Consider the following 26,388-nt stretch of genomic DNA (forward strand, 5'->3'; position numbering starts at 1 on the left):
AATGTCGGGCCTGACCGACTTTCAGCTGCTCGGGCAGCCTGCACCAACGTGCAAACCACGGCCCGTTCATTTCAAACCACTGACATGCCCGTGCAGTGAGTGCCGGGTCAGCGGCTTGTGTTTGCCCACGGGTTTGCCCATGCAATGCAACAGTTATTTCGGCACACTGATCGGCCCTCGTATCCGGGTCAGGAAGGGGGCTGCGCTGTTCAACGCAAATGTGCCCTTGAGTAGCCTGTATGCAGTGCACTCAGGCAGCTTCAAAACGAACCTGAACAACGCCGAAGGTCAGGGTGTGATCATCAACTTCTGGATGCCAGGGGACGTAATGGGGCTAGATGCCATAGCCACCGAGCTTCATGTCTGTGATGCCATCGCCCTGGAAGACAGCGAAGTGTGCCCGGTGCCCTATCATCGCCTGCAAGCCCTGGCGCGTGATTTCCCCGCGCTGCAACAGAGCTTGAACCGCCTAATGAGCCGGGAGATTATCCGCGAGCATGAGCGCGTGCTGATGCTCTGCAACCTCTCTGCCGAGCAGCGGCTTGCCAGTTTCCTGCTGAGCCTTTCCCGCCGCTTCGTCAGCCGCGGCTATTCATCCCAAGGTTTCGTGTTGCGCATGTCTCGCGAAGACATCGCCTCCTACCTCGGGCTGCGCCTGGAAACCATATGCCGCTCGGTCGCTCACTTACGCGGTTTGGGTATCGTCAACCTGCACGGCCGGCGGGTGGAGATCCTCGACATGCCAGCGCTGATCGCGCTCGAACTGGGTTCCCAAGGCAGCTTTGCCATCGCCCCGGTGCAGACCTGATGCTCGACCTGGTGAACTTGGCTCACGGGGCCGTGGCATTGGGCATCGGCATGCTGGTTGGCCTTGAGCGGGAGCGCAAGAAGGTCAACAGTGAGGCTCCCGCCGCAGCGGGTTTGAGAACCTTCGCAATCACCGCCCTGATGGGCTATGTCTGCCATGTAATGGCTGGCCCGGTTCTGGTCGGCGTTGCATTGGTGGGCATAGCGCTGCTGTTGGCCATTTACCACCGCACAAAACCCGACGAAGATTCGGACATTACAAGCGCAATCGCCTTGCTGCTGGTGTTGGTGTTGGGAGGCCTGACAGTCGAACACCCCGAACTGGCAACCGCCATCGGTATCGTACTCACCATACTGCTGGCCCTCAGGCGTGAGCTTCATCGTTTCGTGCTGCAGCAACTAAGCGAGGCCGAACTGCGCGATGGCTTGTTGCTCCTCACAGTAGCGCTGGTTGTGCTGCCGTTGACGCCGGACCGGTTCATTGGCCCCTACGGGGTACTGAACCCGCGGGTGATCTGCACGCTGGTCGTGTTACTGATGGCAGTCGGTGCGCTAGGGCATATCGCCATGCGCCTGCTGGGGCCACGCTATGGCTTGGCCCTGAGTGCGATCGCATCCGGGTTTGCCTCTGGCTCGGCGACCATTGCCGTGCTTGGCCATCAAGCACGAAAGCAGGACACGTTCATGCGCGCGTTCGCCGCTGCGGCGGTGCTGTCCAACCTCGCCACCCTTGTCCAGTTTGGTTTGGTGCTTGGCGTTGTCGACGTGCGCTTGCTGCGCCCTTTCTGGCCATCTATAGGTCTCGGTATACTGGTCACGCTCATTTACGGCGTGCTGTTGCTGGCGCCTTGGCGCCCTGTGCCAGCCGGCCCCACGACCAAGCCTGGCAGCGGTGCTTTCAGCCTGTTCACAGCACTGCTCATCACGCTAGCGATTACCTGCATTGCATTGTTTTCGGCGTTTCTGCTCGAGCACCTTGGTCACAAGGGGGTCAGCATTGCTGCCTTTATCAGTGGCTTGGGCGATGCGCATGCCGCAACTGCTTCGGTCGCTTCGCTCGTTGCTGCAGGCCAGCTGAAAAGTGCCGACCTGATGTTACCGGCAATGATGGCGCTCACAGGGAATACCGTGACCAAATGCGTACTGGCATGGAGCGGCGGCGGATCTTCGTTCGCTCGCCACCTCATTCCGGCTCAGCTCGTCATTCTTGGCACGCTATGGCTTGCGTTGTTGATCTGATACATCAGTCCGAACAGCTACCGTTTGGCGCGCGCCGAAAATGCTAAGCCAGGTACCTGCTGCTGGGTTTTTTAATGATTAAACAGTCCGTACTCGCTCAACTGAGCATCCGCACCGAACTCACCGCCTCACACGCCATCCTCAGGTCTTCCCCCGCAAGCAAATGCTGGTAATGCGCCTTCAATGCCGGCTCCCAGCCCGCCACTTCTTCCAGTAATTGCTCGGCCTGCTCCCGCGTCAGGGCAAAGTGAGCGTGGTGGCTGAGCAGGTTTGCGCGACTGATCTGGCTGCCCTCACGGCCAACAGCCATGGCCAAGGTTTGTGCCGGCCCTTCTTCGAGCATGGGCAGTACGTCGTACATCGGCGACAGACGCCACCCGCCTGCCACCCAGATCACTGCATGGTTGCGTGGATGGTCGTCAGAGTTCCCCACCAGAGCGTTGTAGCACATGCGTTTGAACAGCTCCTGCAGATCAGCATCGGGCACGCCCCGCCGGCGCATTTCATCGGCTACGGCGGCGTAGCGCCAATCCCGATGGTGTGCGCCGTTCCATTCTGAATCCAGCAGGGTCAATGCGCTGAGCATGGGAATGCGCCGGGCGCCCTGCGCAATTGGCGTGCGGTCGAAGCGTTCGATCAGCAAGGTTGAAGGGTTTTCGGCATGCAGCGCGGTTTTTGCCACGTTCAAACCCTGCCCTGCTGCAAAGGTCATGCAGGCATATTCGATGGAGGGCAGGTCGTAGTGGTCGTAGCGATCACGGGGCTTGGCCAGGATCAGCATGCCGTTGTCCTGCAGCGTGCGTTTGGGGCGCGCGCCGCCCAGGGCGGAACGCTGTTGGCGGACGTTGAGGGTTGCTACCGACTCGGCGTCGAGCTGGCCGTCGTACACCGCCTCGCACGCGGCGACGAATTTCGCCAGGCCTTTCAAGGTGGGTACCGCGCCGTCGCCCAGGCCAGGTGCGGGCGTGGTTGCGCCGCCGGCCATCAGGTTGCCGACGCGGTCGTTGTTCGGTGACTTGAGCAAGAAATCGAGGGTGCCCAGTTCCTGGCCGTACGCCCTATGCAGCAGCCGCTCGCCCCAGCCATCAGGCATGGCGTCATTGATGAAGCCGGGTATGCCGCGGTTCTTGGCGATCCCCGTGTAGGGCTCGGCACGCAGGGGGTAATTGATGGGGTCGGGTACCCAGCCGCCCTGCGCCACATGGTCAGGCGCATAGAGGAACTCACCAAGCTTGCCTTTGAGGGTCAGCCGGCCAAGGGTGATGACCTCACCCGTCTCGGGGTGCTCCATATAGATGTAGGCACGGGACATCAGAATTCCTCGGGCTTGGGTTTTGCCAGCCGCACGCGGCGGGATGCGAGGCGCTGGTGGCCATCGTCGTCATCACTGAAGCGGGTGATCTGGGAGGTTTTTTCAATGCCCTCCAGCGAGGCGAAGACCGTGTCGCTGATGCCCAGGCGCCATAACACCAGCATGAAAGAACGCAGGTCCACGCGTGCGGAGCCGCCTTCGATCTTGCGAAGGGTATGCGCGGAGACGCCGATTGCTGCCGTGAGGTCTGTTTGACGCAAACCGAGCGACAGGCGCCTTGCCTTCACCAGAAGCCCTATTTTATTAAGAGTATCGACGCAGGCGACAGGGAAAAAGTCATCCATAAAGTCTACCAGTACTAACATTAAGTCTCATAAGGCAAACCATAGCACGCATTACGGTTTGTTACGATGAACATAAAGCTCGAAATCGTAAGCTTTAACTCTAATAAGGGGCACCACGATTGACGTTATAGATTGCTGATGGTCACCTGTCGGTGATACCGGGCAGGCCAGAAACCCGACTATGCTGGAAGCAGCCCAACCTCGGGTCGCAGGGGAGCGAAGCATGAGGATCATGCGTAGATTCAGGCAAGTGTGTTGGCTGGCTCTGGCGGTGCAGATGCTGTGCTCAACCCTCCTCCATGCAGAGGGCCTGGAGCCTTCGGCGACGGCAGCCGATGCTGCCACCCCTGAGCCTGCAGCACTGCAGATCATCAACCGCACGGTATTTGTCTTTCGTGCCACCCTGCTGGGTGAAACACCACAGGTTCGAGCACTGCGGGCCAAGTCGGCCATTGAAGAAGCGTTGCAGGATGAAGATGACCAAGGCATCAGAATCGACGCTATCCTGAACAGTTACCTGGTACTGCTGGGCGATCGGCGCGCGTTCATTGTCACGCCGCAGGACGCCGCCGCCAACGATATCACCGCGCGCGAAGCCGCCGAGCTGGCCGCAGAGAACCTGCGCCTGGTAGTCGAGGAAACACGCCAGGCGCGCAGCGTGCGTTTTCTACTTAATGCTGTCGGCTATTCGGCTGCGGCCACCTTGGTGTTCATGCTTCTGGTCAAGGGCGCGCGAGGTGTGCGGCGAAAGCTTTTGGGGCTGCTGCCCAGGCTGATGGGCAAGCATTCCGAGCGTTTCAGGGTGGGTCAAACACCCCTGTTCGACCTGCAGAACCTCTACTACCTGGCCGATCGTTCGCTGTGGTTGGTGTACTGGCTGGTGTTGCTGTTGCTCTGCTACCAGTGGCTGGGCTTCGTGCTGTCGCAGTTCCCTTACACCCGGGCGTGGGGCGAAAGCCTGAATGTCTACCTGATGGAGCTGGTCAGCTACCTGGTCAGCGGCATCCTTCACGCCATCCCCGGGCTTACCGTTGCCTTGTCGATTTTCTTCATTGCCCGCGGTATCAGCGCGTTTTCCAAGCGGGTGCTGCGGCGCATGGCACGGCCGGGCACGTTGAAGTGGCTCAACGAAGAAACCCTGCAGCCCACCATGCGCCTGACATCATTGGCGATCTGGCTGTTTGCGCTGGTGATGGCCTACCCGTACCTACCTGGCTCTGGCACCGATGCCTTCAAGGGCCTGTCGGTACTACTCGGGCTGATGATTTCGCTCGGTGCCACCAGTGTCGTCGGCCAGGCGGCGGCCGGGCTGATTCTCACCTATACAAGGACGCTGCGCGCCGGTGAGTTCGTGCGCGTGGGCGACTATGAGGGCACGGTGACCGAGGTGGGTATGTTCACCACCACCATCCGCACCGGCCTTGGCGAGGTGTTGACGCTGCCCAATTCGATGATCACGGGCACCGTGACGAAAAACTACTCACGCATCGTCGAGGGGCCAGGCTATGTGGTCGATACGGTGGTGACCATCGGCTACGACACACCGTGGCGGCAGGTCGAAGCGATGTTGCTGGAGGCGGCCAGGCGTACCGATGGCGTACTGGCAAAGCCCGAACCCCAGGTGTTCCAGACGGCGCTGTCGGATTTTTATCCGGAGTACCGCCTAGTGGCCCAGGCCGTTCCGTCGCAGCCCAGGCCACGCGCCCTCCTCCTCAGCCTGCTGCACGCCAATATCCAGGACGTTTTCAACGAGTACGGCGTGCAGATCATGTCGCCCCACTACCTCGGCGACCCATTGCAGGCCAAGTGGGTGCCAAGGGAGCAGTGGTACGCCGACCCTGCCAAGCCAGAACATCCGCAGCCAGCCAGCAAGCCTTGAAAGGGAGTTTGCGATGACGGACCCAAGCAAGAAGATGAGCCTGATGGGCCTTACTACGCTGGTGACGGTCAACATGATGGGGTCGGGCATCATCATGCTGCCGACCAACATGGCGCAACTGGGCGCAGTGTCGCTGTTGTCATGGGCCTTCACCGCGATTGGTTCGATGGCCATTGCCTACTGTTTTGCTCAATGCGGGATCTTCTGCCCGCGCTCTGGTGGCTTGTCGGCCTACACCGAAGAAGCCCACGCAAAATCAGGCTTCTTTCTCTGCTCCTACCTGTACTTTCTGTCGCTGGCGATCGCCAACGTCGCGGTGGCAATTTCTGCGGTGGGCTACATGACCGCGTTCGTGCCTTGGTTGGGTACCGGTGCCGTGCCGCTGTTCATCGGCACCGTGGGGCTGATCTGGCTAACCATCGTCGCCAACTTTGGCGGCCCGAACATCACCGGCAAGATCGGTGCGATCACGGTCTGGGGTGTCATCATCCCCGTTGCGGGGCTGAGTATCATCGGCTGGTTCTGGTTCAAGCCCGACCTGCTCCAGGCCGCCTGGAACCCCAATGCGTTGCCGCTTTCCGAGGCCATCGGCAAGGCCATACCGCTGACCCTGTGGGCCTTTCTCGGCATGGAGTCGGCAGCCCAGGCGTCTGATGCGGTCGAGAACCCGAAGCGCGACGTGCCGCTGGCGTGCCTCTTCGGCACCCTTGGGGCGGCAGTGGTCTATGTGCTTTCGACCACGGTCATCCAGGGCATCATCCCCAACGCTGAGCTGGCCAACGCGTCAGCGCCTTTCGCGCTAGTCTACGCGAAGATGTTCAGCCCGCTGGTGGGCAATATTGTCATGGCCTTGGCGGTCATGGCCTGTGTCGGCTCACTGCTGGGCTGGCAGTTCACCCTGGCCCAGACCGCCAAGATGACCGCCGACCAGAACCTCTTTCTCAAGCTGTTTAGCAAGCTCAACAGGTTTGGGGCGCCGGTTATTGGCATGATCGTCTGTGGCCTGTTGCAGACTGCAATGGCCGTTTCGACCATTTCACCCAATGCCAGTGCGCAGTTCAGCAAGCTGGTGAACCTTGCTGCGGTGACCAACCTGATCCCCTACGTGACAGCGCTGACCGGGCTACTGGTAATCATGTACAAGGCCAACGTCTCGCCAACGGTGTACTCGCGCAACCTGGTTGTGCTGCTGATTGCCGTGTCCTACTCGCTTTACGCGCTGTATGCCTGCGGCATGGAGGCTTTGTTTGGCGGGTTGCTGGTGCTCGCCTTTGGCTACCTGCTGTACGGGTTTCTCGCCAAGCGGTTTGTCTACTCGCCAACTGACGGCCTGAGCGGAGGGCGCGAGCAATGAAGTCGTTATCAGCGAAGCTTTTGCGTCTGCTGCTGGCGGGTGCGCTCTCTGGTGTTTCGGTTGTTTCCTGGGCCGATACCCTGGAGCGGGTGCGCAGCAGTCATACCCTGACGCTGGGCTACCTGCCTGGGTCAGCACCGTTCAGTGCCTTGAACGGCGACACCGTCGAGGGTTACGCCATTGATCTTTGTCTGAAGATCAGTGAACGGGTGAAATCCGAACTGCAGCAACCCGCGCTGCAGGTGCGGTTTCAGCCCGTGGAAATTACCCAAGCGGTTGCTGCGGTCAGCTCGGGCAAAGTCGATATCCTCTGCACGCCGACACCGCAGACGCTGGAGCGGCGCAAAGCAGTGAGCTTTTCGCTGCCGGTGTATACCGCGGGGCTCTCGGCCGTGGTCCGTAAGCAGTCACCTGAGCCGTTACTCAAGGCGCTCAACGGTGAGGTGGCGCATGACGGGCCGACCTGGCGCGCCACGGTCAATCGAGGCCTGGCCAAGCAGACCTATGCCGTATTGGCGGGTAGTGCCACGCAGCAGTGGGTTGGCGAGCAGATGCGGCTGCTTGGGGTGATCGCGACCTTGGTTAGCGTCAAGAGCAATGAGGAAGGCGTACGGCGCGTGGCCGAGGGCGGTGCCGATGCGTTCTTTGCCGACCGTATCCTGCTCAAGACCCACATCGCGTCGGGCTATCCGGACGGCAGCCTATTGCTGCTCGACCGAATCTACGAATATGCGCCGGTTTCGCTGATGATCGCGCGCGGCGATGATGACTTCCGGTTGCTGGTCGATACGGTGCTGAGCGAGATGTACCGGTCGGGCGAAATCGAGCAGGCCTACGTCAAATACCTCGACGGTGTGAGCGACACGGCCAGGCGGTTGTTCAAGGTTTATGCGTTGCCCTGACTCAGCCCAGCCCACCAAACCGCTTGTAGAAGCTCTCGTTAACATCCGGCAACGGCCCATCTGCCGTCTCCAGTGCGGTCCCCAGCCACGCTTCCGCCTTGCCCCACACCAGCCGATAGAGGTTACGGCACAACTGGCGAGCAGCCCTGCCTTCCCAATCCCCAGGCAGCAGCTCATCCGGCAACTGCGGGTCACGCAGCAGCAGCCGGCGGTACTCATGAATCAACAAGGTGCGCGCCAGGAAGCAGTCCTGGGCATCGAGTTCCTTCTGCTCCTTGAGCGCCTGCCACAGCGGTCGGAACAAGCGGATGAACTCGCTGTAGTGCTCACCCAGTTCCTCGATCCGCCAGCTTTCCCGCACCTGGGCGCGCATGGCCTTGGAGGCTAGTACTTCCTGGGTGTGGGTTTCGAAGACGATGCTGTCGTCAGTGGCGTCCAGCTCGCGCAAGGTGGTCGCCAGGTCGGCACGATCAGCGCGCGGGCAGCCCAGTACGTTCGGGGCGATGGCGCCGTAGCCCTGCCACTCCAGTTCCTCGCGCACGGCCTTGCGCTTGCTGGCCTCCAGCTGCGACAGCAACACCAGCGTCCAGGCGCCGTCCCAGGCTGGCAGGCTCGCGCTGTACACACGCTTGAAGGCTTTCTCGAAACGGCGCCGGCCCGTGCCGGTGAGGCTGTAATAGCTGCGCCGGCCGACTTTTTCGGCGGTCAGCCAGCCTTCCTTGGTCAGGCGGAAGATCGAGGTGCGGATCAGCCGTTCGTTGATGCCGATCGGCTCCAGCAGGTTGATCAGGCTGCCCAGCCAGACCGTGCCACCATGCGGCTCGATGGCGTCGCCATACAGGGTGATGATCAGCGAGCTCGCGCGGATCGGCGTCTGCTCCTGGAAGCGGGTGATCAAAGTATTGAGGGGGGCAAGGCTGCTCATGAGGGAACTGTAAGCCGATGGAGCCCCGACTATACCTGCCCGCCGTGCCGCCTGGCCATTGCCAGTCACCACCAGGCTCATGCCTGCGCCTCGCCTTTGGGGCGAAAGCCGCAATCACCCATGCGTGGGCGCTGCGCCTCGACTTCGCTCAGGGGCGGGCATTCGACCAGGGCGGCACTGCAGCGCTGGGTCAGACGCTGGTATTCGGCTGTGCCGCGTTGCTTCCAGGCGACCTCTTGATCGCTGAGGGTACGCTTGGCCTGTGCCGGCGCGCCCATTACCAGGCTCTGCTCGGGGCATTCGAAGCCAGCCTTGACGAAGGCCGTGGCGCCGACGATGCAGCGTGGCGCGATGTGTGCGCCGTCCATGATCACCGCATTCATGCCCACCAAGGCATCGGCGCCTATCCGGCAGCCGTGCAAAACCGCGCCGTGGCCCACATGGCCATGGCGCTCTATCACCGTATCGCCGCCCGGGAAGCCGTGCATCACGCAGGTGTCCTGCAGGTTGGCACCCTCCTCCAGCACGATGCGGCCAAAGTCGCCGCGCAATGACGCCAGGGGGCCGACGTAACACTGCGGGCCGATGATCACATCGCCGATCAGCACGGCCGTCGGGTGTACGTACGCCGTTGGGTGGATCACGGGGGTCAGGCCGTCCAGCCGATAGCAAGGCATGTCACACCTCTCAAAATGATTCAGTTAGTGAGGCGATCATGTATCACGATAAATGTAACCGTCAATTGCTGATTCTTTGTATCGCTTTTCGAGGTGCACCTCCCAACTCATAAACCTTGACTTTAATGGCGTATTTGCTGGGCTTTAAAAGCCTAACCCGGGCCTGACTGGAAGTAATTTCTCGCATTAAGGGACACGTAATGCAATATTTGCTATTGCCGTTCTGTATCATATAAGGCATATACTGGACCTCACCCGGGCAGGCCTCAGCGTTTTCCCCTGCCCCTGCAGACAATTCCAATAAATGCCGGCCCACGTGCCGTGCGTGCAGCCTGAGGAAACCGACATGCCTCGCTATCTCGTTGTGCAGGCGCCTGAGGACGGCGTCCGCCTGATCACCCTGCAGCGGCCCGAAGCCCTCAATGCGCTGTGTACCGAACTGCTCGCTGAGCTTGCGGCCGAGCTGGAAAGTGCCGAGCGCGACCCGGCAACCCGCGCCGTAGTGCTCACCGGCAGCCGCAAGGCCTTCGCTGCCGGCGCCGACATCCGTGAAATGGCCGAGCGCGACCTGGTCGGCATCCTCAATGACCCGCGTGTCGCCCATTGGCAGCGCATCGCCAGTTTTGCCAAACCGCTGATTGCAGCGGTCAACGGCTTCGCCCTGGGCGGTGGCTGCGAGCTGGTGATGTGCGCCGATATCGTCATCGCCGGCGAAGACGCACGCTTCGGCCAGCCCGAAATCAACCTCGGCATCATCCCCGGTGCGGGCGGCACACAACGCCTGTTGCGCGCGGTCGGCAAGCCGCTGGCCATGCAGATGGTTCTGACCGGCGAGCCGATCACCGCCCGGCAGGCCCAGCAGGCCGGCCTGGTCAGCGAGCTGACGCAGCCCGAGCTTGCCGTCGAGCGCGCCCTGCAAGTGGCGGCCAGCATCGCCCGCAAGGCACCGCTCGCCGTGCGCCTGGCCAAAGAAGCCCTGCTCAAGGCCGGGGACACCGACCTGGCCACCGGCCTGCGCTTCGAACGCCACGCGTTCACCTTGCTGGCCGGTACCGTCGACCGCGACGAAGGCATCCGCGCCTTCCAAGAAAAACGCCCGGCGCACTTCTTGGGCCAGTAACCCCCTCTTCCCTACCGACTGACGGAGCGAGCCTGTCATGGCTTTCGAGCACATCCTGTTTTCCATCGAGGACGGTGTCGCCCTCCTCTCGCTGAACCGGCCTGACCAGCTGAACAGCTTCAACACGCAGATGCACAAGGAAGTGCGCGAGGCGCTCAAGCAGGTACGCCAAGACCCGCAGGTACGCGTGTTGCTGCTGACTGGCGAAGGGCGTGGCTTTTGCGCCGGGCAAGACTTGTCTGACCGCAACGTCGCGCCTGGCGCGCAAGTGCCCGACCTGGGCGAGTCCATCGAGGCGTTCTACAACCCGCTGGTGCGGGCCCTGCGCGACCTGCCGATGCCGGTCATCTGCGCGGTCAACGGCGTGGCGGCCGGTGCGGGCGCGAACATTCCGCTGGCCTGTGACCTGGTGCTTGCGGCCCGCTCGGCCAGCTTTATCCAGGCGTTTTGCAAGATCGGCCTGGTGCCGGACTCGGGTGGTACCTGGCAACTGCCGCGCTTGGTCGGCATGGCTCGGGCCAAGGCGCTAGCCATGCTCGGTGAACGCCTGAGTGCGGAAAAAGCCGAGCAATGGGGCCTGATCCACCGGGTGGTCGACGACGCCGCACTGCGTGACGAGGCGCTGGCCCTCGCCCGCCAGCTGGCGACTCAGCCAACTTACGGGCTGGCCCTGATCAAGCGTGCGCTTAACGCCAGTTACGACAATCACTTTGACCAGCAGCTCGAACTTGAGCGTGACCTGCAGCGCCTGGCCGGGCGCAGCGAGGACTACCGCGAAGGCGTCGCGGCGTTCATGGCCAAGCGCGCACCGGCCTTCAAGGGGTGCTGACATGAGTGCACTTAACGGTAACGCCCAGGTCGCGGTGATCGGCGCCGGTGCGATGGGGGCCGGCATCGCCCAGGTGGCCGCCCAGGCGGGGCATCCGGTTTGCCTGTATGACAATCGCCCAGGCGCTGCGGCCCTGGCCGTGCAAGGCATCGACCGCCAGCTCGGCCGCCTGGTCGAAAAAGGCAAGCTCGACGCTACCGCACGCCAGGCGATCAGCGCGCGCCTGCAGCCCGTGGAAACGCTCGAAGCACTGGCCGATGCGCAGCTGGTGATCGAAGCGATCGTCGAAAACCTGCAGGTCAAACAGGCACTCTTGCAACAGCTCGAAGCCCTGTGCAGCGACAGCTGCATATTGGCCAGCAACACCTCATCGCTGTCGATCACCAGCCTGGCCGCCGGCCTGCGGCGGCCCGAACGGGTGATCGGCATGCACTTTTTCAACCCTGCGCCGTTGATGGCGTTGGTCGAGGTCGTCTCAGGCCTGGCCACCGCCCCCGCCTTGGCCGCCACGCTGTACGACACGGCCATGGCCTGGGGCAAGCAGCCGGTGCATGCGCGTTCGACGCCGGGCTTCATTGTCAACCGGGTGGCGCGGCCGTTTTATGCTGAGAGCCTGCGCCTGTACCAGGAAGGCGCCGCTGATTGCGCGAGCCTCGATGCGCTGATGCGTGACGCCGGTGGTTTCCGCATGGGCGCTTTCGAGCTGACCGACCTGATCGGCCACGATGTCAATTACGCCGTGACCTGCTCGGTGTTCGACGCCTTTTATGGTGACTTCCGCTTCCAGCCCTCGCTGGTACAGAAAGAGCTGGTGGATGCCGGCCGTCTTGGGCGCAAGAGCGGCCAGGGTTTCTACGATTACAGCGAAGGTGCGCTGCGGCCGCAGCCCGCCGAGGTGCAAAGCGCGGCGCGTGTCGAGTGCTGCGTGGTCGAAGGCAGCCTGGGCGCGATGCAGCCCTTGCTGCAGCGCATCCAGGCCTGCGGCGTCCAGGTCACCGAGCGCCCGGGCAGCGGCCTGCTGCGGGTAGGTGATGCCACCCTGGCGTTGTCTGACGGCCGCCTGGCCAGCCAACGCGCGCGTGAAGATGGGCTGCGAAACCTGGTGCTGGTGGACCTCGCGCTGGACTACAACAAGGCCGAACGGATTGCCATCAGCACTTGCCCCGACACCACCCGCGAGGCGCGCGAACAGGCCGTAGCGTTACTGCGCCAGGCGGGCCTGAAGGTTTGCCTGGTCGCCGATCTGCCGGCCCTGGTGGTGTTGCGCACCGTCACCACGCTCGCCAACGAAGCTGCCGATGCCGTGCTGCAAGGCGTAGGCTCGGCAGCCGACATCGACCTGGCCATGCGCGCAGGGGTCAATTACCCGCGCGGGCCGTTGGCCTGGGCCGAGCAGATCGGCATCGGCTACACCCTGCGCGTGCTGGACAACCTGCAGCGCTGCTACGGCGAGACCCGCTACCGCCCTTCGCTGCTGCTGCGCCGCGTGCATGCCCAAGGAGGCCGACTGCATGACTGAAGCCCAACGTACCCCCGAGCAACTGGCACGCGCCTGCGCCGATGCAATGTTTTCCCGCGACCGCGCCACCCAGGCCCTGGGCGCTCGGCTGCTCGACGTCGGCCCCGGCCAGGCCCGCCTGAGCATGCCGGTGCGCGCCGACATGATTCAGGGCCACGGCAGCTGCCATGGTGGTTTCTTGTTCAGCTTGGCGGACTCGGCGTTTGCCTTCGCCTGCAACAGCTACGACGAAGCGACCGTGGCCTTGAACTGCAGCATCGACTACGTGGCACCGGCTTTCGAGCAGGACGTGCTCACCGCTACCGCCAGCGAAATCACCCGCAAGGGCCGCACGGGCCTGTATGACGTACGCCTGGAAAACCAGCGTGGCGAACTGATTGCCCTGTTCCACGGAAAATCCTACAAAGTGCGCGGCACGGTGTTGCCGCAGGAGACCCAGGATGACTGACCAGACCTTCGACCAGGCGTTGATCATCGACGCCGTGCGCACGCCAATCGGCCGTTACGGCGGCGCACTGAGCAGCGTGCGCGCCGACGACCTCGCGGCCGTGCCGATCAGGGCGCTGATGGCCCGCCACCCCGAGCTCGACTGGGCCGCCATTGATGACGTGATCCTCGGCTGCGCCAACCAGGCGGGCGAAGACAACCGTAACGTGGCACGCATGGCTAGCCTGCTCGCCGGCCTGCCCGATGCCGTGCCGGGCACCACCCTCAATCGCCTGTGCGGTTCCGGGCTGGATGCCGTCGGCAGCGCCGCCCGCGCCCTGCGCTGCGGCGAGGCCGGGCTGATGCTGGCCGGTGGCGTCGAGTCGATGTCGCGGGCACCCTTCGTCATGGGCAAGTCAGAGCAAGCCTTCGGCCGCAGCGCCGAGCTGTTCGACACTACCATCGGCTGGCGTTTCGTCAATAAACTGATGCAGGCGCAGTACGGCATCGACTCGATGCCCGAGACCGCCGAGAATGTCGCCGCGCAGTTCGGTATTTCGCGCGAAGACCAGGACGCTTTCGCCTTGCGCAGCCAGCACAAGGCGGCCGCCGCCCAGGCCCGGGGCCGGCTGGCACGGGAGATCGTGCCGGTCGAGATCGCCCAGCGCAAAGGCCCGGCCAAGCGTGTCGAGCATGATGAGCACCCGCGCGCCGACACCACCCTGGACCAGTTGGCCAGGCTCGGCACGCCGTTCCGTGAAGGCGGCAGCGTGACAGCAGGCAACGCTTCAGGCGTCAACGACGGCGCTTGCGCCCTGCTGCTGGCCAGCACTGATGCGGCCCGCCGCCATGGCCTGAAGCCGCGCGGCCGGGTCCTCGGCATGGCCGCCGCTGGGGTCGAACCGCGCATCATGGGCATCGGCCCGGTCCCGGCGACCCGCAAGGTACTCGCGCAGGCCGGCCTGAGCCTGGCCGACATGGACGTCATCGAGTTGAACGAAGCATTTGCGGCCCAAGGCCTGGCAGTGCTGCGCGAGCTGGGCCTGGCTGACGACGACAAGCGCGTCAACCCCAATGGCGGCGCTATCGCCCTGGGGCATCCGCTGGGCATGAGCGGCGCACGGCTGGTGACCACCGCCCTGCACGAGCTGGAAGAACGCGGCGGCCGCTACGCCTTGTGCACCATGTGCATCGGCGTTGGCCAAGGCATTGCCCTGGTCATCGAGCGCCTCTGAGCACATCAGACCAATGGCCTGAGACTGAACACGACACGGGCAGTATGCTGCCCGCATGACACTCAAGGCCTTAGCGCCAACGTACAAGAACAATTCGAGTGAAGCCATGAACATGTACCACGATGCCGACCGCGCCCTGCTTGACCCGATCGAGACTGCCAGTGTCGACGAGCTGCGCCAGCACCAGCTGGACCGCCTGCGCTGGAGCCTGAAGCACGCCTACGACAATGTACCGCTGTACCGCCAGCGTTTCGACGAGTGCGGCGCCCACCCAGACGACCTTACCGCGCTGGAAGACCTCGCCAGGTTCCCCTTTACCGGCAAGAACGACCTGCGCGACAACTACCCCTATGGCATGTTCGCCGTGCCCCAGGAAGAGGTGGTGCGCCTGCACGCATCCAGCGGCACCACGGGCAAGCCGACCGTGGTCGGTTATACCCAGAACGACATCAATACCTGGGCCAACGTGGTCGCCCGTTCGATCCGCGCGGCCGGCGGGCGCAAGGGGGACAAGGTGCACGTGTCCTATGGCTATGGCCTGTTCACCGGCGGCCTGGGCGCGCACTACGGTGCCGAACGGCTCGGTTGCACGGTGATCCCCATGTCGGGCGGCCAGACCGAGAAGCAGGTGCAACTGATCCGTGACTTCCAGCCTGACATAATCATGGTCACGCCCTCGTACATGCTCAACCTGGCTGACGAGATCGAACGCCAGGGTATCGACCCGCACGACCTCAAGCTGCGCCTGGGGATCTTCGGCGCCGAGCCGTGGACCGACGAGTTGCGCCGCTCGATCGAGCAGCGCCTGGGCATCAATGCCCTGGATATCTATGGCCTGTCGGAGATCATGGGGCCAGGGGTGGCCATGGAATGCCTGGAAACAAAGGACGGGCCGACCATCTGGGAAGACCACTTCTACCCCGAGATCATCGACCCGGTCAGCGGTGAGGTGTTGCCGGACGGGCAACTGGGCGAACTGGTGTTCACCTCGTTGAGCAAGGAAGCGCTGCCAATGATCCGCTACCGCACCCGCGACCTGACACGCCTGTTGCCGGGTACGGCGCGGCCGATGCGGCGGATCGGCAAGATCACTGGGCGCAGTGACGACATGCTGATCATCCGCGGGGTCAACGTGTTCCCCACGCAGATCGAAGAGCAGGTGCTTAAAATAAAACAGCTTTCAGAGCTGTATGAGATACACCTGTATCGCAATGGCAACCTGGACAGTGTCGAGGTGCATGTGGAGTTGCGTGGCGAGTGCCAGGCACTCGACGAGGCGCAGCGCAAACTGGTGGTGGCTGAGCTGAGCAGGCAAATCAAGACCTACATCGGCATCAGCACCCACGTGCGGCTGCAGCCTTGCGGCACGCTCAAGCGCTCCGAAGGCAAAGCATGCCACGTTTACGACAAGCGTTTGGCTGGCTGATCGTTCAGCGCTGAACCCTTTTCCCCCGGGGCCACCAGGTGCTTGGCTTGGCATTTTCAGCGCCCATCAGATCGAGCGCCGCGCGGGCGGCGCTCGATCTCCGCCCCACCTCCAAACCCAAGACAGGCACCTAGCCGCCATCACCCTATCTCCCGACAAGCACATAGCAGCCGCTGTGGGCACTTCTTTGCGGCAATCCGATACAAAAATATTATCTGATACCTAATAATCTGTTTGATGTTGTGTTTTGTATCGCTTATAAATGACTCATGCCCCACCCAGCCCTGAGGCAGGAGTCAGAACATGTACGCACAGCTAGTCGAAACCGGTGTAAAACGCGTCAAGTCGCTAGACGAGATGTCGCCTGAAGAGCGCAACTTCCAGGAAAAGATCGACGCCGAGATCAAGATCGAAGCCAAGAACTGGATGCCCGAGGCCTATCGCCAGACCCTGATCCGGCAGATCTCCCAGCACGCCCATTCGGAAATCGTCGGCATGTTGCCCGAAGGCAACTGGGTCACCCGCGCCCCAAGCCTTAAGCGCAAGCTGCAACTGATGGCCAAGATCCAGGACGAAGCCGGTCACGGCCTGTACCTGTACAGCGCCATGGAAACCCTCGGCGCCGACCGCGACGAAGAAATCGCCAAGCTGCACAGCGGCAAGGCCAAGTACTCGAGCATCTTCAACTACCCGACCCTGAGCTGGGCCGACATGGGCGCGGTAGGCTGGCTGGTCGATGGCGCCGCGATCGTCAACCAGGTGGTGCTGCAGCGCACCTCCTACGGCCCCTACTCCCGCGCCATGATCCGTATCTGCAAGGAAGAGAGCTTCCACCAGCGCCAGGGCTACGAGCTGCTGCTGACCATGATGCGCCACGGCACCCAGGCGCAGAAGGACATGGTCCAGGACGCCATCAACCGCCTGTGGTGGCCGTCGCTGATGATGTTCGGCCCAAGCGACGAGCACTCCCCCAACAGCGCCCAGTCGATGGCCTGGAAGATCAAGCGCCAGACCAACGACGAACTGCGCCAGCGTTTCATCGACCAGACCGTGCCACAGCTCGAACTGCTCGGCTGCACCGCGCCCGACCCGCACCTGAAGTGGAACGAGGCCCGCGGCCACTACGACTTCGGCGAAATCCAGTGGGACGAGTTCTACGAAGTCATCAAGGGTAACGGCCCGTGCAACCTGGAGCGTGTCGCCACCCGGCGCAAAGCCATCGAGGACGGTGCCTGGGTGCGCGAGGCCGCCGTGGCCTATGCGCGCAAGCAACAGAACAAGAACGCCGCCTGAGCGGCGATTGATGCGGAGATCGAAAATGTCTGTCTGGACCCTCTACGAAGTGTTCGTGCGCAGCAAGCACGGCTTGAACCACAAGCATGTCGGCAGCGTGCATGCCGCCGACGCCGCCATGGCCATCGAGAATGCCCGTGAGCTGTACACCCGCCGCAGCGAAGGCGTGAGCCTGTGGGTGGTGCCTTCGGCGCTGATCACCGCCTCCTCGCCTGACGAGAAAGACCCGTTGTTCGCCCCTTCGGACGACAAGGTCTACCGCCACGCCAGCTTTTACGAACTGCCCGACGAAGTCGGACACATGTGAGGTTGGCCATGCATACAGAAACGCTTATCCCGTATTTGCTGCTACTGGGCGACACCGCCCTGGTGCAGGGCCAGCGCCTTTGTGAATGGTGCGGCCATGCGCCGGCCATCGAAGAAGAGCTGGCCTTGATGAACGTAGGCCTCGACCTGGTCGGCCAGGCCCGTAACTGGCTGGAGTACGCCGCCGAGCTGCTCGATGACGGCCGTGATGCCGACGCCCTTGCCATGCGTCGCGACGAACGCGCCTACCGCAACCTGCTGCTGGTCGAGCAACCCAATGGCGACTTTGCCGTGACCATGACCAAGCAGTTCTTCTATGACGCCTGGCATTACGCGGTGCTGCAGGGCCTGGCCGCGTCCAGCGACGAACGTATCGCCGGCATTGCCGCCAAGGCACTCAAGGAGGTCACCTACCACCTGCGGCGCTCCGGCGAATGGGTGCAGCGCCTGGGCGGCGGCACTGACGAAAGCCGTCGGCGCATGCTCGATGCGATCCCCGCGCTGTGGCGCTTCACCGTCGAACTGACGGCAGGCAGCGAAAACGAAGTGCGCCTGGCCGAGGCCGGCATTGCTGCCGACCCGCGCCGCGTCGGTGCGGCCTGGCTCAAGCAGGTGACAGCGATTTTCGATTCGGTGCAACTGCCGCTGCCCAAGGCGGCCAGCCATTTCTACCTGGACAGCCGCAAAGGCCTGCACACCGAGCACCTGGGGCTGTTGCTGGCCGAAATGCAGTTCCTGCCACGGGCCTACCCCGATGCAACCTGGTGAGCTGATTGCCAGCGACCTCGGCGCCCGTGCGGCCCGCGGCGATGACCTGGCCCGGGCCTGGGAAGTACTGGAGCAGGTCATGGACCCGGAAGTGCCGGTAGTCAGCGTGGTCGACCTGGGCATCGTCCGCGACCTCGACTGGCGCGCCGGCCACCTGCACCTGGTAGTCACGCCGACCTATTCCGGTTGCCCGGCGACCGAGGTGATCGAGGCCGACATCCGTGACGCGCTGCAACAGGCCGGTTTCGCTGCCCCTGCGCTGGAGCGGCGGCTGACCCCGGCCTGGAGCACCGACTGGATCAGCGAGCTGGGCCGCCAACGCTTGCGCGCCTACGGCATCGCACCGCCCGAGGGCAGCACCAGCAAGCGCAGTTTGCTCGGTGAAGCGCCCCAGGTGTGCTGCCCGCAGTGCGCCAGCCCCCACACCGAACTGCTCAGCCAGTTCGGCTCCACGGCCTGCAAGGCGCTGTACCGCTGCCGCGAGTGCCTGGAGCCGTTCGACTATTTCAAATGCATTTGAGCCGTGGAGAACACCATGAGCCAGTTTCACAGCCTGACCATCAAGCAAGTGTGTAACGAGACCCGCGACGCGGTATCCATCGCCTTCGACGTGCCTGAGCACTTGCAGGCGCAATTCAGCTTTACCCAGGGCCAGTACCTGGTCATGCGTACCCAGTTGGACAACGAGGAAGTACGCCGCTCGTATTCCATCTGCAGCGCGGTTCAGGATGGCGAGCTGCGGGTAGCCGTCAAGCGCGTGCCGGGCGGGCGTTTCTCCGCCTTTGCCAATGACGTGCTCAAGGCTGGCCAGCAACTGGAAGTGATGCCGCCGTCCGGCAGTTTCCACGTACCGCTGGACCCTGCCCGTCATGGCCACTACCTGGGCGTGGCCGCAGGCAGCGGCATCACGCCGATCCTGTCGATCATCGCCACCACCCTGGCCAGTGAGCCGCACAGCCGCTTCACCCTGCTGTACGGCAACCGCTCCAGCTCCGGTGCGTTGTTCCGCGACAAGCTCGAAGACCTGAAAAACCGTTACCTGGACCGCCTGAACCTGATTTTCGTGTTCAGCCGCGAACAGCAGGATGTCGACCTGTACAACGGCCGGATCGATGCCGACAAGTGCGGCCAACTGTTCGCCCGCTGGCTGGACGTCACCACGCTGGACGCGGCGTTCATCTGCGGCCCCCAGGCGATGACCGAAACCGTGCGTGACAGCCTGCAGGCCAACGGCATGGGCAAGGAGCGCATCCATTTCGAACTGTTTGCCGCCGCCGGCAGCGAAGCACGCCGCGAGGCCCGTGAAGCGGCGCGCCAGGTGGATTCGGCGCTCAGCCATATCACCGTGATCAGCGATGGCCGCGCCCTGTCGTTCGACCTGCCGCGCAACAGCCAGAACGTGCTGGACGCCGGTAATGCCATTGGCGCCGAGCTGCCCTACTCGTGCAAGGCGGGCGTGTGCTCCACCTGCAAGTGCCGGGTGATCGAGGGCGAGGTAGAGATGGATAGCAACCATGCGCTGGAAGACTACGAAGTGGCGGCGGGCTATGTGCTGTCGTGCCAGACCTACCCGGTGAGCGACAAGGTGGTGCTCGACTTCGACCAGTTGTAAACCCGCGCCGCTTTACAACACCGCATGCAACACCCGTGTGACCTCACAAAAAACAACTACAACACCAAGAGATCGCTGACCCATGACCCCCGAACGCATCGCAAGCATCGCCAACCACCCCGACTTCCAGCACCTGGTCCGGCGCAAGCGCCGCCTCAACGGCAGCCTGACCCTGGCCATGCTGGTGATCTACTACGGCTTCGTCCTGCTGGTGGCGTTCTCGCCCAGCACCCTCGGCCAGTCGCTCAGCGGTGGCGTGACCACCGTCGGCATGCTCGTGGGCGTGCTCATGGTGCTGTTGTCGTTCGCCCTCACCGGCATTTACGTGCACCGCGCCAACAACGTGCTCGACCCGCTCAACGACAAGGTCAAGCAGGAGTGCGCGCAATGAACTGGACCGCCATCTCGATGTTCATGGTGTTCGTCTGCTTCACCTTGCTGGTCACCCGCTGGGCCGCATTGCGGACCCGTTCGGCCAGTGACTTCTACACCGCCGGCGGCGGCCTGACCGGCATGCAGAACGGCCTGGCGATCGCCGGCGACATGATCAGCGCCGCGTCGTTCCTGGGCATTTCGGCAATGATGTTCATGAACGGCTACGACGGCTTGCTGTACGCCTTGGGCGTGCTCGCGGGTTGGCCGATCATCCTGTTCCTGATTGCCGAGCGCTTGCGCAACCTGGGCAAGTACACCTTTGCCGATGTGGTGTCCTACCGCCTGGCTCAAACCCCCGTGCGCCTGACGTCGGCGTTCGGCACCCTGGTCGTGGCGCTGATGTACCTGGTGGCGCAGATGGTCGGTGCCGGCAAGCTGATCGAGCTGCTGTTCGGTATCAGCTACCTGTATGCGGTGATGCTGGTCGGGGTGCTTATGGTCGCCTACGTGACCTTCGGCGGCATGCTCGCCACCACCTGGGTGCAGATCATCAAGGCGGTGATGTTGCTCAGCGGTACCACGTTCATGGCCTTCATGGTGCTCAAGCACTTTGGCTTCAGCACCGAGGCGATGTTTGCCAGTGCCGTTGCCGTGCACGCCAAGGGCCAGGCAATCATGGCGCCGGGCGGCTTGCTGTCGAACCCGGTGGACGCGATTTCGCTGGGCCTGGGCATGATGTTCGGCACGGCGGGCCTGCCTCATATCCTGATGCGGTTCTTCACCGTCAGCGATGCCAAGGAAGCGCGTAAGAGCGTGTTCTACGCCACCGGTTTCATTGGCTACTTCTACCTGCTGCTGATCGTCATCGGCTTCGGCGCCATCGTCATGGTCGGCACCGAGCCGTCTTACCGCGATGCAGCGGGCGCGATCATCGGCGGCGGCAACATGGTCGCGGTGCACCTGGCCCAGGCGGTGGGTGGCAACCTGTTCCTCGGTTTCATTTCTGCCGTGGCCTTCGCCACCATTCTGGCGGTCGTGGCTGGCCTGGCGCTATCCGGTGCGTCGGCGGTGTCCCACGACCTGTATGCCTGTGTGATGCGCAAAGGCCAGGCCACCGAGCAGCAAGAGATGAGGGTTTCGCGTATCGCCACCCTGGTGATCGGCCTGCTGGCCGTGGTGCTCGGGCTGGTGTTCGAGTCGCAGAACATCGCCTTCCTCTCCGGCCTGGTGCTGGCCGTGGCCGCGTCGGTCAACTTCCCGGTGTTGCTGCTTTCGATGTTCTGGAAGGGCCTGACTACCCGCGGCGCGGTGTGCGGCAGCATGGCCGGGCTGTTCTCGGCCGTCGTGCTGGTGGTACTGGGCCCGGCGGTGTGGGTCAACGTGCTGCACAACGAACAGGCACTGTTCCCCTACAGCAACCCGGCGCTGTTCTCGATGAGCCTGGCGTTCCTCGGCGCCTGGGTGTTCTCGGTCACCGACAGTTCGGCGCGGGCCACCGAAGAACGTGGCCGCTACCTGGCGCAGTTCATTCGCTCCATGACCGGTATTGGCGCCGCCGGCGCCAGCAAGCACTGATTTCGAGAACAACCATGTCGGGTACAACAACAATGAACCGCACTCGCTTCTCTTGCCTCACCTGGCTTGCCACGCTCGCCCTGCCCTTGCCGGCCATGGCGGACTTCGTCGGCGACAGCCATGCGCGCCTGGAACTGCGCAACCACTACATCAACCGCGACTTCCGCCAGAGCAATGCGCCGCAGGCCAAGGCCGAGGAATGGGGCCAAGGCTTTACTGCCCGCCTGGAATCGGGCTTCACCGAAGGCCCGGTAGGCGTCGGCGTGGATGCCATGGGCCAGTTGGGCGTCAAGCTCGACAGCAGCCGTGACCGCCGCAACACTGGCCTGCTGCCGTTTGGCCCGAACAGCCACGAGCCTGTCGATGACTACAGTGAGTTAGGCCTGACCGGTAAAGTGCGCGTGTCCAAGAGCACCCTGCGCCTGGGCACCTTGCAGCCGATCCTACCGGTGGTGGTGTACAACGACACACGCCTGCTGGCCTCGACCTTCCAGGGCGGCCTGCTGACCAGCCAGGAACTCGACGGCCTGACCGTCAACGCCGGGCGCCTGACCAAGGCCAACCTGCGCGACTCGTCCGGCCGCGACGACATCGGCTACGGCGCCGCCAGCAGCGACCACCTGGACTTCGGCGGTGGCAGCTACGCCATTACCCCGCAGACCAGCGTCAGCTACTACTACGCCAAGCTCGAAGACATCTACCGCCAGCAGTTCGTCGGCCTGGTCGACACCCGCCCGCTGGGCGAAGGCCTGAGCCTGCGCAGCGACCTGCGGTACTTCGACAGCCGCAATGATGGCGCCGAACGCGCCGGCAACATCGACAACCGCAACTTCAACGCCATGTTCACCCTCGGCGTCAGGGCGCACAAGTTCACTGCCACCTGGCAGCAGATGTCCGGCGACAGCGCCTTCCCCTTCGTCAACGGCGGCGACCCGTTCACCGTCAACCTGGTGACCTACAACACCTTCACCCGCGCCGGGCTCGATTCGTGGCAGGTGCGCTATGACTACGATTTCGTCGCCATGGGCATCCCTGGCCTGAGTTTCATGACCCGCTACACCGACGGCCGCCACGCCGAGACAGCAACCGTCAGCAACGGCCGTGAGCGCGAGCGCGACACCGACCTCACCTACGTCATCCAGAGCGGCCCGTTCAAGGACGTCAGCCTGCGCTGGCGCAACGTCACCTTCCGCTCCGGCAATGGCCTGACCAATGCCGTGGACGAGAACCGCCTGATCATCGGCTACACCCTGGCGCTGTGGTAACAGCGCCCTCAAGAGGAGAACAGCATGTCTGACGCCCCAACCCTGCAGAGCTTCATCGCTGGCCGCTGGATCGGACAGCACGGCGCCCAGGCCCTGCGCAGCGCCTTGAACGGCCATGTCCTGGCCTACAGCCATGAAGAACGCCCAGACTTCGCCGAAGCCGTGGACTTTGCCCGCGCCCGTGGCCTGGCCGAACTGATGGCCATGGACTTCCAGCAGCGCGCAGCCCGCCTCAAGGCCCTGGCGCTGTACCTGGCCGAGCACAAAGAGCAGCTCTATGCCCTGTCACACCACAGTGGCGCCACCCGCGCCGACAGCTGGATCGACATCGAAGGCGGTAATGCCACGCTGTTCGCCTACGCCGGCATCGGCAGCCGCGAACTGCCCTCGGGCAACCTGGTGCACGAAGGCCCGGCGATACCATTGGGCAAGCAAGGCCATTTCGCCGGCAGCCATATCCTGGTGCCGCGTGCTGGCGTCGCCGTGCATATCAATGCGTTCAACTTCCCCATCTGGGGCATGCTGGAGAAGTTCGCGCCCACCTTCCTGGCCGGCATGCCGTGCATTGTCAAACCCGCCACATCCACCAGTTACCTGACCGAAGCCGTGGTGCGCCTGATGCACGCGTCGGGCCTGCTGCCGGCCGGCAGCCTGCAACTGGTGATCGGCAGCACCGGCGACCTGCTCGACCGCCTGCAGGGCCAGGACGTGGTGACCTTCACCGGTTCCGCCGATACCGCAGCCAAATTACGTGTCACGCCGAACCTGATCCGCAACTCGGTGCCCTTCACCGCCGAGGCGGACTCGCTGAACTGCGCGATCCTCGGCCCGGACGTAACCCCGGACAGCGAAGAGTTCGACCTGTACATCAAGGAGGTGGTGCGTGAAATGACCACCAAGGCCGGGCAGAAATGCACCGCCATCCGCCGCGCCATCGTACCGGCCAAGCACATCGACGCCGTCGCCACCCGCCTGCGCGAGCGCTTGAGCAAGGTGGTGGTCGGCGACCCTTCGCTGGAGGGCGTGCGCATAGGTGCCTTGGCTTCCCATGATCAGCAACGTGACGTTGGTGAGAGGGTCCGCAGCCTGCTGCAGAGCTGCGACCAGTTGTTCGGCGCCAGTGACGGGTTTGCGCCGCGTGGCGAGGGCGTTGCCGAAGGGGCGTTCTTTGCGCCGACCCTGCTTCAGGCGCGCGACCCGCATGCCGAAGGCGGTGCCCACGATATCGAAGCGTTCGGCCCGGTCAGCACGCTGATGGCCTACGACGACCTTGACGAAGCCTTGGCCTTGGCTGCCCGCGGCAAGGGCAGCCTGGTGGCGACCCTGGTCACCGCCGACCGAGCCGTTGCCGCCAAGGCCATCCCAATCGCCGCCGCCTGGCATGGTCGCCTGCTGGTGCTGGACCGCGAAGCCGCGCTGGAGTCCACCGGCCATGGCTCGCCGCTGCCCCAGCTCAAGCACGGCGGCCCTGGGCGTGCCGGTGGTGGCGAAGAGCTCGGTGGCCTGCGTGCGGTCAAGCACTACCTGCAGCGCGCCGCAGTGCAAGGCTCGCCGAGCATGCTCAGCGCCGTGACGGGCGAGTATGTACGCGGTGCCGAGGTAATCGAAAGCGAAGTGCATCCGTTCCGCCGCTACTTCCAGGACCTGCGTATCGGTGAGTCGCTGCTCACCCACCGGCGTACCGTGACCGAAGCGGACCTGGTCAACTTCGGCTGCTTGTCGGGTGACCACTTCTACATGCACTTCGATGAGATCGCCGCCAAGGAGTCGCAGTTTGGCAAGCGTATCGCCCATGGTTACTTCGTGCTGTCGGCGGCGGCGGGCCTGTTCGTCTCCCCCGGCGCTGGGCCGGTGCTGGCCAACTATGGTCTGGACACCTTGCGTTTCATCAACCCAGTGGGTATCGGCGACACGATTCAGGCGCGCCTGACCTGCAAGCGCAAGATCGACCAAGGCAAGACCAGCCCGCTGGGGCAGCCGCAAGGTGTGGTGGCGTGGGACGTCGAGGTGACCAACCAATTGGGCGAGCTGGTGGCGAGTTACGACATTCTCACCTTGGTGCTGAAGAAGCCTGATTGAGCGCGGGCCAAGGGTAGCCGCGCTTTACCGTTGGTCAGGGCGTGCGGCTATCGGACTGACCTCCCCCGGCGCTGGTCGCTCTGAGTTCATGAGGGGTGGTCAATGGCTTCGCCTCTCACTCCTGTATTGGGCCCGCCTGATCGCGGGCCCTTTTTTATCGAAGTGGACTCGATCCAAGCGGAGGGTTGCGAGATGAAAGACAGACTGCAGATGGGGGGTGGCAGCGTCGAGGATGACTGGCCAGAGCTGGAACCTGACAGGCGCCAGGACCAGGTGGACGACCCGGATGTCGATCCGAACCTGACCGATGATGACGAAAACCGCCCCGGGGTGCCTGCCAGTGACCCTGAATCGGGCGCCTGATTGCCGAATCGATGGGCTGCAGTGCAGCCCATCGCCGCACCACCGATCAGCCCACTACTGCAGGATCACCCACTGGCTGATTGGGTTTACTCCCGGAAATACGCCAGCTCACCGCCGTAATCCCGTAGCGTTCTGCCATTGGCCTGCTCACTTTCTTGATTTTCTCCCGCCCGAACTTGGGAATGATGCCGATGCCCGCATCACAACTTGCCCAATGCCAGGCTTCGGCGTTGTCCAACCGTTCAAGACGAATGATGAAACTGCGCGGCTGACCATGCAGTTGATAATCGATGATGTAAAGCTGTGGACCAGGCATCGCAGGGGCCTCCTCTTCTCCATGGATGACTCACTGATTGATCGGGGCAGTGCGAGAAAATTCAAAATTTTTGCCGACCTTCGGTACCAGTGGCCCCGAATGGCGTTGAAGCGGGTTCAACGCGGCGCCGAACCCGCTCCCAACACATTCAATCGGCTAGGCCCTGGGTCACGAGTGTCGCCCGCCACCATGGCTGTTCTGCCCACCCTTGCGTCCGGCTTGCGACGCCCGTTCACGGTCGTTGGCGAAGTTGCCGCCGGACACTTTCCCGCCCTTGTGCCCCGCGCGGGACGCCTTTTCCCGGTCATTGGCGAAATTGCCCGGGTTGTTCTCCTTGGTGCCGCCGCGCTGGCTGGCCCGCCCTTGTTCAAGCGCCATGTCGTTTCTCCTTGCGATGGAAGGGTTGTCTGCGCAATGCCTTAATTCCGAGCCAGTGATCAGC

The 26,388-nt window shown here is 63.4% G+C and carries 27 protein-coding genes; 21 read left to right on the plus strand and 6 right to left on the minus strand.

Annotated features, from left to right (window positions below; all coding sequences use genetic code 11):
• Position 1: 1 nt before the first annotated feature.
• Both HU770_RS21130 and HU770_RS21135 read left to right on the plus strand, forming a co-directional pair.
• On the plus strand, positions 2-808 hold the full coding sequence (locus HU770_RS21130; RefSeq protein WP_186665319.1) for a helix-turn-helix domain-containing protein: 807 nt from the start codon (positions 2-4) through the stop codon (positions 806-808).
• Positions 808-2,046 (plus strand): MgtC/SapB family protein, encoded by a 1,239-nt coding sequence (locus HU770_RS21135; protein ID WP_186653272.1) that lies wholly within the window; start codon positions 808-810, stop codon positions 2,044-2,046. Before HU770_RS21130 ends, HU770_RS21135 begins: the two co-directional genes overlap by 1 nt.
• A 97-nt stretch (positions 2,047-2,143) precedes the next feature.
• On the opposite strand, the gene HU770_RS21140 is transcribed toward HU770_RS21135, so the two are convergent.
• Entirely contained in the window at positions 2,144-3,358 is a 1,215-nt protein-coding gene (locus tag HU770_RS21140) for a type II toxin-antitoxin system HipA family toxin (RefSeq protein WP_186665321.1), read from the minus strand.
• Positions 3,358-3,702, minus strand: coding sequence for a helix-turn-helix domain-containing protein (locus HU770_RS21145; protein WP_186665323.1), 345 nt, complete (start codon positions 3,700-3,702; stop codon positions 3,358-3,360). Before HU770_RS21145 ends, HU770_RS21140 begins: the two co-directional genes overlap by 1 nt.
• A 223-nt stretch (positions 3,703-3,925) precedes the next feature.
• Between HU770_RS21145 and HU770_RS21150 the strand changes: the two genes are divergently transcribed.
• The 3 genes from HU770_RS21150 to HU770_RS21160 are packed head-to-tail and all read left to right on the plus strand — an operon-like array spanning position 3,926 to position 7,837.
• The gene (locus tag HU770_RS21150) at positions 3,926-5,581 is read left to right on the plus strand and encodes a mechanosensitive ion channel family protein (protein WP_186665330.1); all 1,656 of its coding nucleotides are present in this window, start codon (positions 3,926-3,928) and stop codon (positions 5,579-5,581) included.
• A 13-nt stretch (positions 5,582-5,594) separates the two neighbouring features.
• On the plus strand, positions 5,595-6,935 hold the full coding sequence (gene potE, locus HU770_RS21155) for a putrescine-ornithine antiporter (protein ID WP_186665337.1): 1,341 nt from the start codon (positions 5,595-5,597) through the stop codon (positions 6,933-6,935).
• The gene (locus tag HU770_RS21160; protein WP_186653281.1) at positions 6,932-7,837 is read left to right on the plus strand and encodes an amino acid ABC transporter substrate-binding protein; all 906 of its coding nucleotides are present in this window, start codon (positions 6,932-6,934) and stop codon (positions 7,835-7,837) included. The genes potE and HU770_RS21160 overlap by 4 nt, the downstream gene beginning before the upstream one ends.
• 1 nt (position 7,838) lies before the next feature.
• On the opposite strand, the gene paaX is transcribed toward HU770_RS21160, so the two are convergent.
• Together paaX and paaY are read right to left on the minus strand one after the other, a co-directional pair.
• Entirely contained in the window at positions 7,839-8,762 is a 924-nt protein-coding gene (gene paaX / locus HU770_RS21165; protein WP_186653285.1) for a phenylacetic acid degradation operon negative regulatory protein PaaX, read from the minus strand.
• A gap of 77 nt (positions 8,763-8,839) precedes the next feature.
• Entirely contained in the window at positions 8,840-9,439 is a 600-nt protein-coding gene (paaY, locus tag HU770_RS21170) for a phenylacetic acid degradation protein PaaY (RefSeq protein WP_186665345.1), read from the minus strand.
• 346 nt (positions 9,440-9,785) lie between these two features.
• On the opposite strand from paaY, the gene paaF reads away from it, so the two are divergent.
• The 16 genes from paaF (at position 9,786) to HU770_RS21250 (ending at position 25,630) form a co-directional block, all read left to right on the plus strand.
• A complete protein-coding gene (gene paaF, locus HU770_RS21175) occupies positions 9,786-10,559 on the plus strand; it encodes a 2,3-dehydroadipyl-CoA hydratase PaaF (protein WP_047583186.1) in 774 nt (257 codons plus the stop codon).
• 37 nt (positions 10,560-10,596) lie between these two features.
• Entirely contained in the window at positions 10,597-11,388 is a 792-nt protein-coding gene (gene paaG, locus HU770_RS21180; protein ID WP_186665347.1) for a 2-(1,2-epoxy-1,2-dihydrophenyl)acetyl-CoA isomerase PaaG, read from the plus strand.
• 1 nt (position 11,389) lies between these two features.
• The gene (gene paaH / locus HU770_RS21185) at positions 11,390-12,907 is read left to right on the plus strand and encodes a 3-hydroxyacyl-CoA dehydrogenase PaaH (RefSeq protein WP_186665355.1); all 1,518 of its coding nucleotides are present in this window, start codon (positions 11,390-11,392) and stop codon (positions 12,905-12,907) included.
• Positions 12,900-13,355: a hydroxyphenylacetyl-CoA thioesterase PaaI gene (gene paaI / locus HU770_RS21190; protein WP_012314480.1), complete on the plus strand. Its 456-nt coding sequence runs from the start codon at positions 12,900-12,902 to the stop codon at positions 13,353-13,355. The genes paaH and paaI overlap by 8 nt, the downstream gene beginning before the upstream one ends.
• Positions 13,348-14,568 carry a 3-oxoadipyl-CoA thiolase gene (gene pcaF / locus HU770_RS21195; RefSeq protein ID WP_033697903.1) on the plus strand — a complete coding sequence of 407 codons (1,221 nt, stop codon included), beginning with the start codon at positions 13,348-13,350 and terminating at the stop codon, positions 14,566-14,568. The genes paaI and pcaF overlap by 8 nt, the downstream gene beginning before the upstream one ends.
• 106 nt (positions 14,569-14,674) lie before the next feature.
• Positions 14,675-15,994, plus strand: coding sequence for a phenylacetate--CoA ligase PaaK (gene paaK / locus HU770_RS21200; protein ID WP_039603753.1), 1,320 nt, complete (start codon positions 14,675-14,677; stop codon positions 15,992-15,994).
• 303 nt (positions 15,995-16,297) lie between these two features.
• On the plus strand, positions 16,298-17,287 hold the full coding sequence (gene paaA / locus HU770_RS21205; protein WP_033697905.1) for a 1,2-phenylacetyl-CoA epoxidase subunit PaaA: 990 nt from the start codon (positions 16,298-16,300) through the stop codon (positions 17,285-17,287).
• Positions 17,288-17,312: 25 nt separating this feature from the next.
• On the plus strand, positions 17,313-17,594 hold the full coding sequence (gene paaB / locus HU770_RS21210; protein ID WP_004374528.1) for a 1,2-phenylacetyl-CoA epoxidase subunit PaaB: 282 nt from the start codon (positions 17,313-17,315) through the stop codon (positions 17,592-17,594).
• A gap of 8 nt (positions 17,595-17,602) precedes the next feature.
• Positions 17,603-18,361 (plus strand): 1,2-phenylacetyl-CoA epoxidase subunit PaaC, encoded by a 759-nt coding sequence (paaC, locus tag HU770_RS21215; protein ID WP_186665362.1) that lies wholly within the window; start codon positions 17,603-17,605, stop codon positions 18,359-18,361.
• Entirely contained in the window at positions 18,348-18,881 is a 534-nt protein-coding gene (gene paaD, locus HU770_RS21220; protein WP_033697907.1) for a 1,2-phenylacetyl-CoA epoxidase subunit PaaD, read from the plus strand. The genes paaC and paaD overlap by 14 nt, the downstream gene beginning before the upstream one ends.
• A 15-nt stretch (positions 18,882-18,896) precedes the next feature.
• Positions 18,897-19,973: a 1,2-phenylacetyl-CoA epoxidase subunit PaaE gene (gene paaE / locus HU770_RS21225; protein ID WP_186665367.1), complete on the plus strand. Its 1,077-nt coding sequence runs from the start codon at positions 18,897-18,899 to the stop codon at positions 19,971-19,973.
• Between the two features lie 82 nt (positions 19,974-20,055).
• Positions 20,056-20,364, plus strand: coding sequence for a DUF485 domain-containing protein (locus HU770_RS21230; protein WP_012314487.1), 309 nt, complete (start codon positions 20,056-20,058; stop codon positions 20,362-20,364).
• Complete coding sequence (locus HU770_RS21235) at positions 20,361-21,923, plus strand: cation acetate symporter (RefSeq protein WP_033697909.1); 1,563 nt, start codon at positions 20,361-20,363, stop codon at positions 21,921-21,923. The genes HU770_RS21230 and HU770_RS21235 overlap by 4 nt, the downstream gene beginning before the upstream one ends.
• A 32-nt stretch (positions 21,924-21,955) precedes the next feature.
• Entirely contained in the window at positions 21,956-23,188 is a 1,233-nt protein-coding gene (locus tag HU770_RS21240) for an OprD family porin (RefSeq protein ID WP_186653316.1), read from the plus strand.
• 24 nt (positions 23,189-23,212) lie between these two features.
• Positions 23,213-25,267, plus strand: coding sequence for a phenylacetic acid degradation bifunctional protein PaaZ (gene paaZ, locus HU770_RS21245; RefSeq protein ID WP_186665371.1), 2,055 nt, complete (start codon positions 23,213-23,215; stop codon positions 25,265-25,267).
• A gap of 192 nt (positions 25,268-25,459) precedes the next feature.
• Positions 25,460-25,630 carry a hypothetical protein gene (locus HU770_RS21250; RefSeq protein WP_186665462.1) on the plus strand — a complete coding sequence of 57 codons (171 nt, stop codon included), beginning with the start codon at positions 25,460-25,462 and terminating at the stop codon, positions 25,628-25,630.
• A gap of 46 nt (positions 25,631-25,676) precedes the next feature.
• On the opposite strand, the gene HU770_RS21255 is transcribed toward HU770_RS21250, so the two are convergent.
• The gene (locus tag HU770_RS21255) at positions 25,677-25,946 is read right to left on the minus strand and encodes a DUF6555 family protein (protein WP_077068408.1); all 270 of its coding nucleotides are present in this window, start codon (positions 25,944-25,946) and stop codon (positions 25,677-25,679) included.
• A 168-nt stretch (positions 25,947-26,114) separates the two neighbouring features.
• A complete protein-coding gene (locus tag HU770_RS21260) occupies positions 26,115-26,324 on the minus strand; it encodes a general stress protein (RefSeq protein ID WP_186665373.1) in 210 nt (69 codons plus the stop codon).
• Positions 26,325-26,388 lie beyond the last annotated feature (64 nt).

The sequence above is a fragment of the Pseudomonas sp. SWRI68 genome (assembly GCF_014269165.1).
GTDB lineage: Bacteria > Pseudomonadota > Gammaproteobacteria > Pseudomonadales > Pseudomonadaceae > Aquipseudomonas > Aquipseudomonas capeferrum.

Coding starts and splice junctions, on each gene's coding strand:
- HU770_RS21130 (WP_186665319.1), top strand. CDS start 2: ATGTCGGGCCTGACCGACTTTCAGCTGCTCGGGCAGCCTGCACCAACG.
- HU770_RS21135 (WP_186653272.1), top strand. CDS start 808: ATGCTCGACCTGGTGAACTTGGCTCACGGGGCCGTGGCATTGGGCATC.
- HU770_RS21140 (WP_186665321.1), bottom strand. CDS start 3,358: ATGTCCCGTGCCTACATCTATATGGAGCACCCCGAGACGGGTGAGGTC.
- HU770_RS21145 (WP_186665323.1), bottom strand. CDS start 3,702: ATGGATGACTTTTTCCCTGTCGCCTGCGTCGATACTCTTAATAAAATA.
- HU770_RS21150 (WP_186665330.1), top strand. CDS start 3,926: ATGAGGATCATGCGTAGATTCAGGCAAGTGTGTTGGCTGGCTCTGGCG.
- potE (WP_186665337.1), top strand. CDS start 5,595: ATGACGGACCCAAGCAAGAAGATGAGCCTGATGGGCCTTACTACGCTG.
- HU770_RS21160 (WP_186653281.1), top strand. CDS start 6,932: ATGAAGTCGTTATCAGCGAAGCTTTTGCGTCTGCTGCTGGCGGGTGCG.
- paaX (WP_186653285.1), bottom strand. CDS start 8,762: ATGAGCAGCCTTGCCCCCCTCAATACTTTGATCACCCGCTTCCAGGAG.
- paaY (WP_186665345.1), bottom strand. CDS start 9,439: ATGCCTTGCTATCGGCTGGACGGCCTGACCCCCGTGATCCACCCAACG.
- paaF (WP_047583186.1), top strand. CDS start 9,786: ATGCCTCGCTATCTCGTTGTGCAGGCGCCTGAGGACGGCGTCCGCCTG.
- paaG (WP_186665347.1), top strand. CDS start 10,597: ATGGCTTTCGAGCACATCCTGTTTTCCATCGAGGACGGTGTCGCCCTC.
- paaH (WP_186665355.1), top strand. CDS start 11,390: ATGAGTGCACTTAACGGTAACGCCCAGGTCGCGGTGATCGGCGCCGGT.
- paaI (WP_012314480.1), top strand. CDS start 12,900: ATGACTGAAGCCCAACGTACCCCCGAGCAACTGGCACGCGCCTGCGCC.
- pcaF (WP_033697903.1), top strand. CDS start 13,348: ATGACTGACCAGACCTTCGACCAGGCGTTGATCATCGACGCCGTGCGC.
- paaK (WP_039603753.1), top strand. CDS start 14,675: ATGAACATGTACCACGATGCCGACCGCGCCCTGCTTGACCCGATCGAG.
- paaA (WP_033697905.1), top strand. CDS start 16,298: ATGTACGCACAGCTAGTCGAAACCGGTGTAAAACGCGTCAAGTCGCTA.
- paaB (WP_004374528.1), top strand. CDS start 17,313: ATGTCTGTCTGGACCCTCTACGAAGTGTTCGTGCGCAGCAAGCACGGC.
- paaC (WP_186665362.1), top strand. CDS start 17,603: ATGCATACAGAAACGCTTATCCCGTATTTGCTGCTACTGGGCGACACC.
- paaD (WP_033697907.1), top strand. CDS start 18,348: ATGCAACCTGGTGAGCTGATTGCCAGCGACCTCGGCGCCCGTGCGGCC.
- paaE (WP_186665367.1), top strand. CDS start 18,897: ATGAGCCAGTTTCACAGCCTGACCATCAAGCAAGTGTGTAACGAGACC.
- HU770_RS21230 (WP_012314487.1), top strand. CDS start 20,056: ATGACCCCCGAACGCATCGCAAGCATCGCCAACCACCCCGACTTCCAG.
- HU770_RS21235 (WP_033697909.1), top strand. CDS start 20,361: ATGAACTGGACCGCCATCTCGATGTTCATGGTGTTCGTCTGCTTCACC.
- HU770_RS21240 (WP_186653316.1), top strand. CDS start 21,956: ATGAACCGCACTCGCTTCTCTTGCCTCACCTGGCTTGCCACGCTCGCC.
- paaZ (WP_186665371.1), top strand. CDS start 23,213: ATGTCTGACGCCCCAACCCTGCAGAGCTTCATCGCTGGCCGCTGGATC.
- HU770_RS21250 (WP_186665462.1), top strand. CDS start 25,460: ATGAAAGACAGACTGCAGATGGGGGGTGGCAGCGTCGAGGATGACTGG.
- HU770_RS21255 (WP_077068408.1), bottom strand. CDS start 25,946: ATGCCTGGTCCACAGCTTTACATCATCGATTATCAACTGCATGGTCAG.
- HU770_RS21260 (WP_186665373.1), bottom strand. CDS start 26,324: ATGGCGCTTGAACAAGGGCGGGCCAGCCAGCGCGGCGGCACCAAGGAG.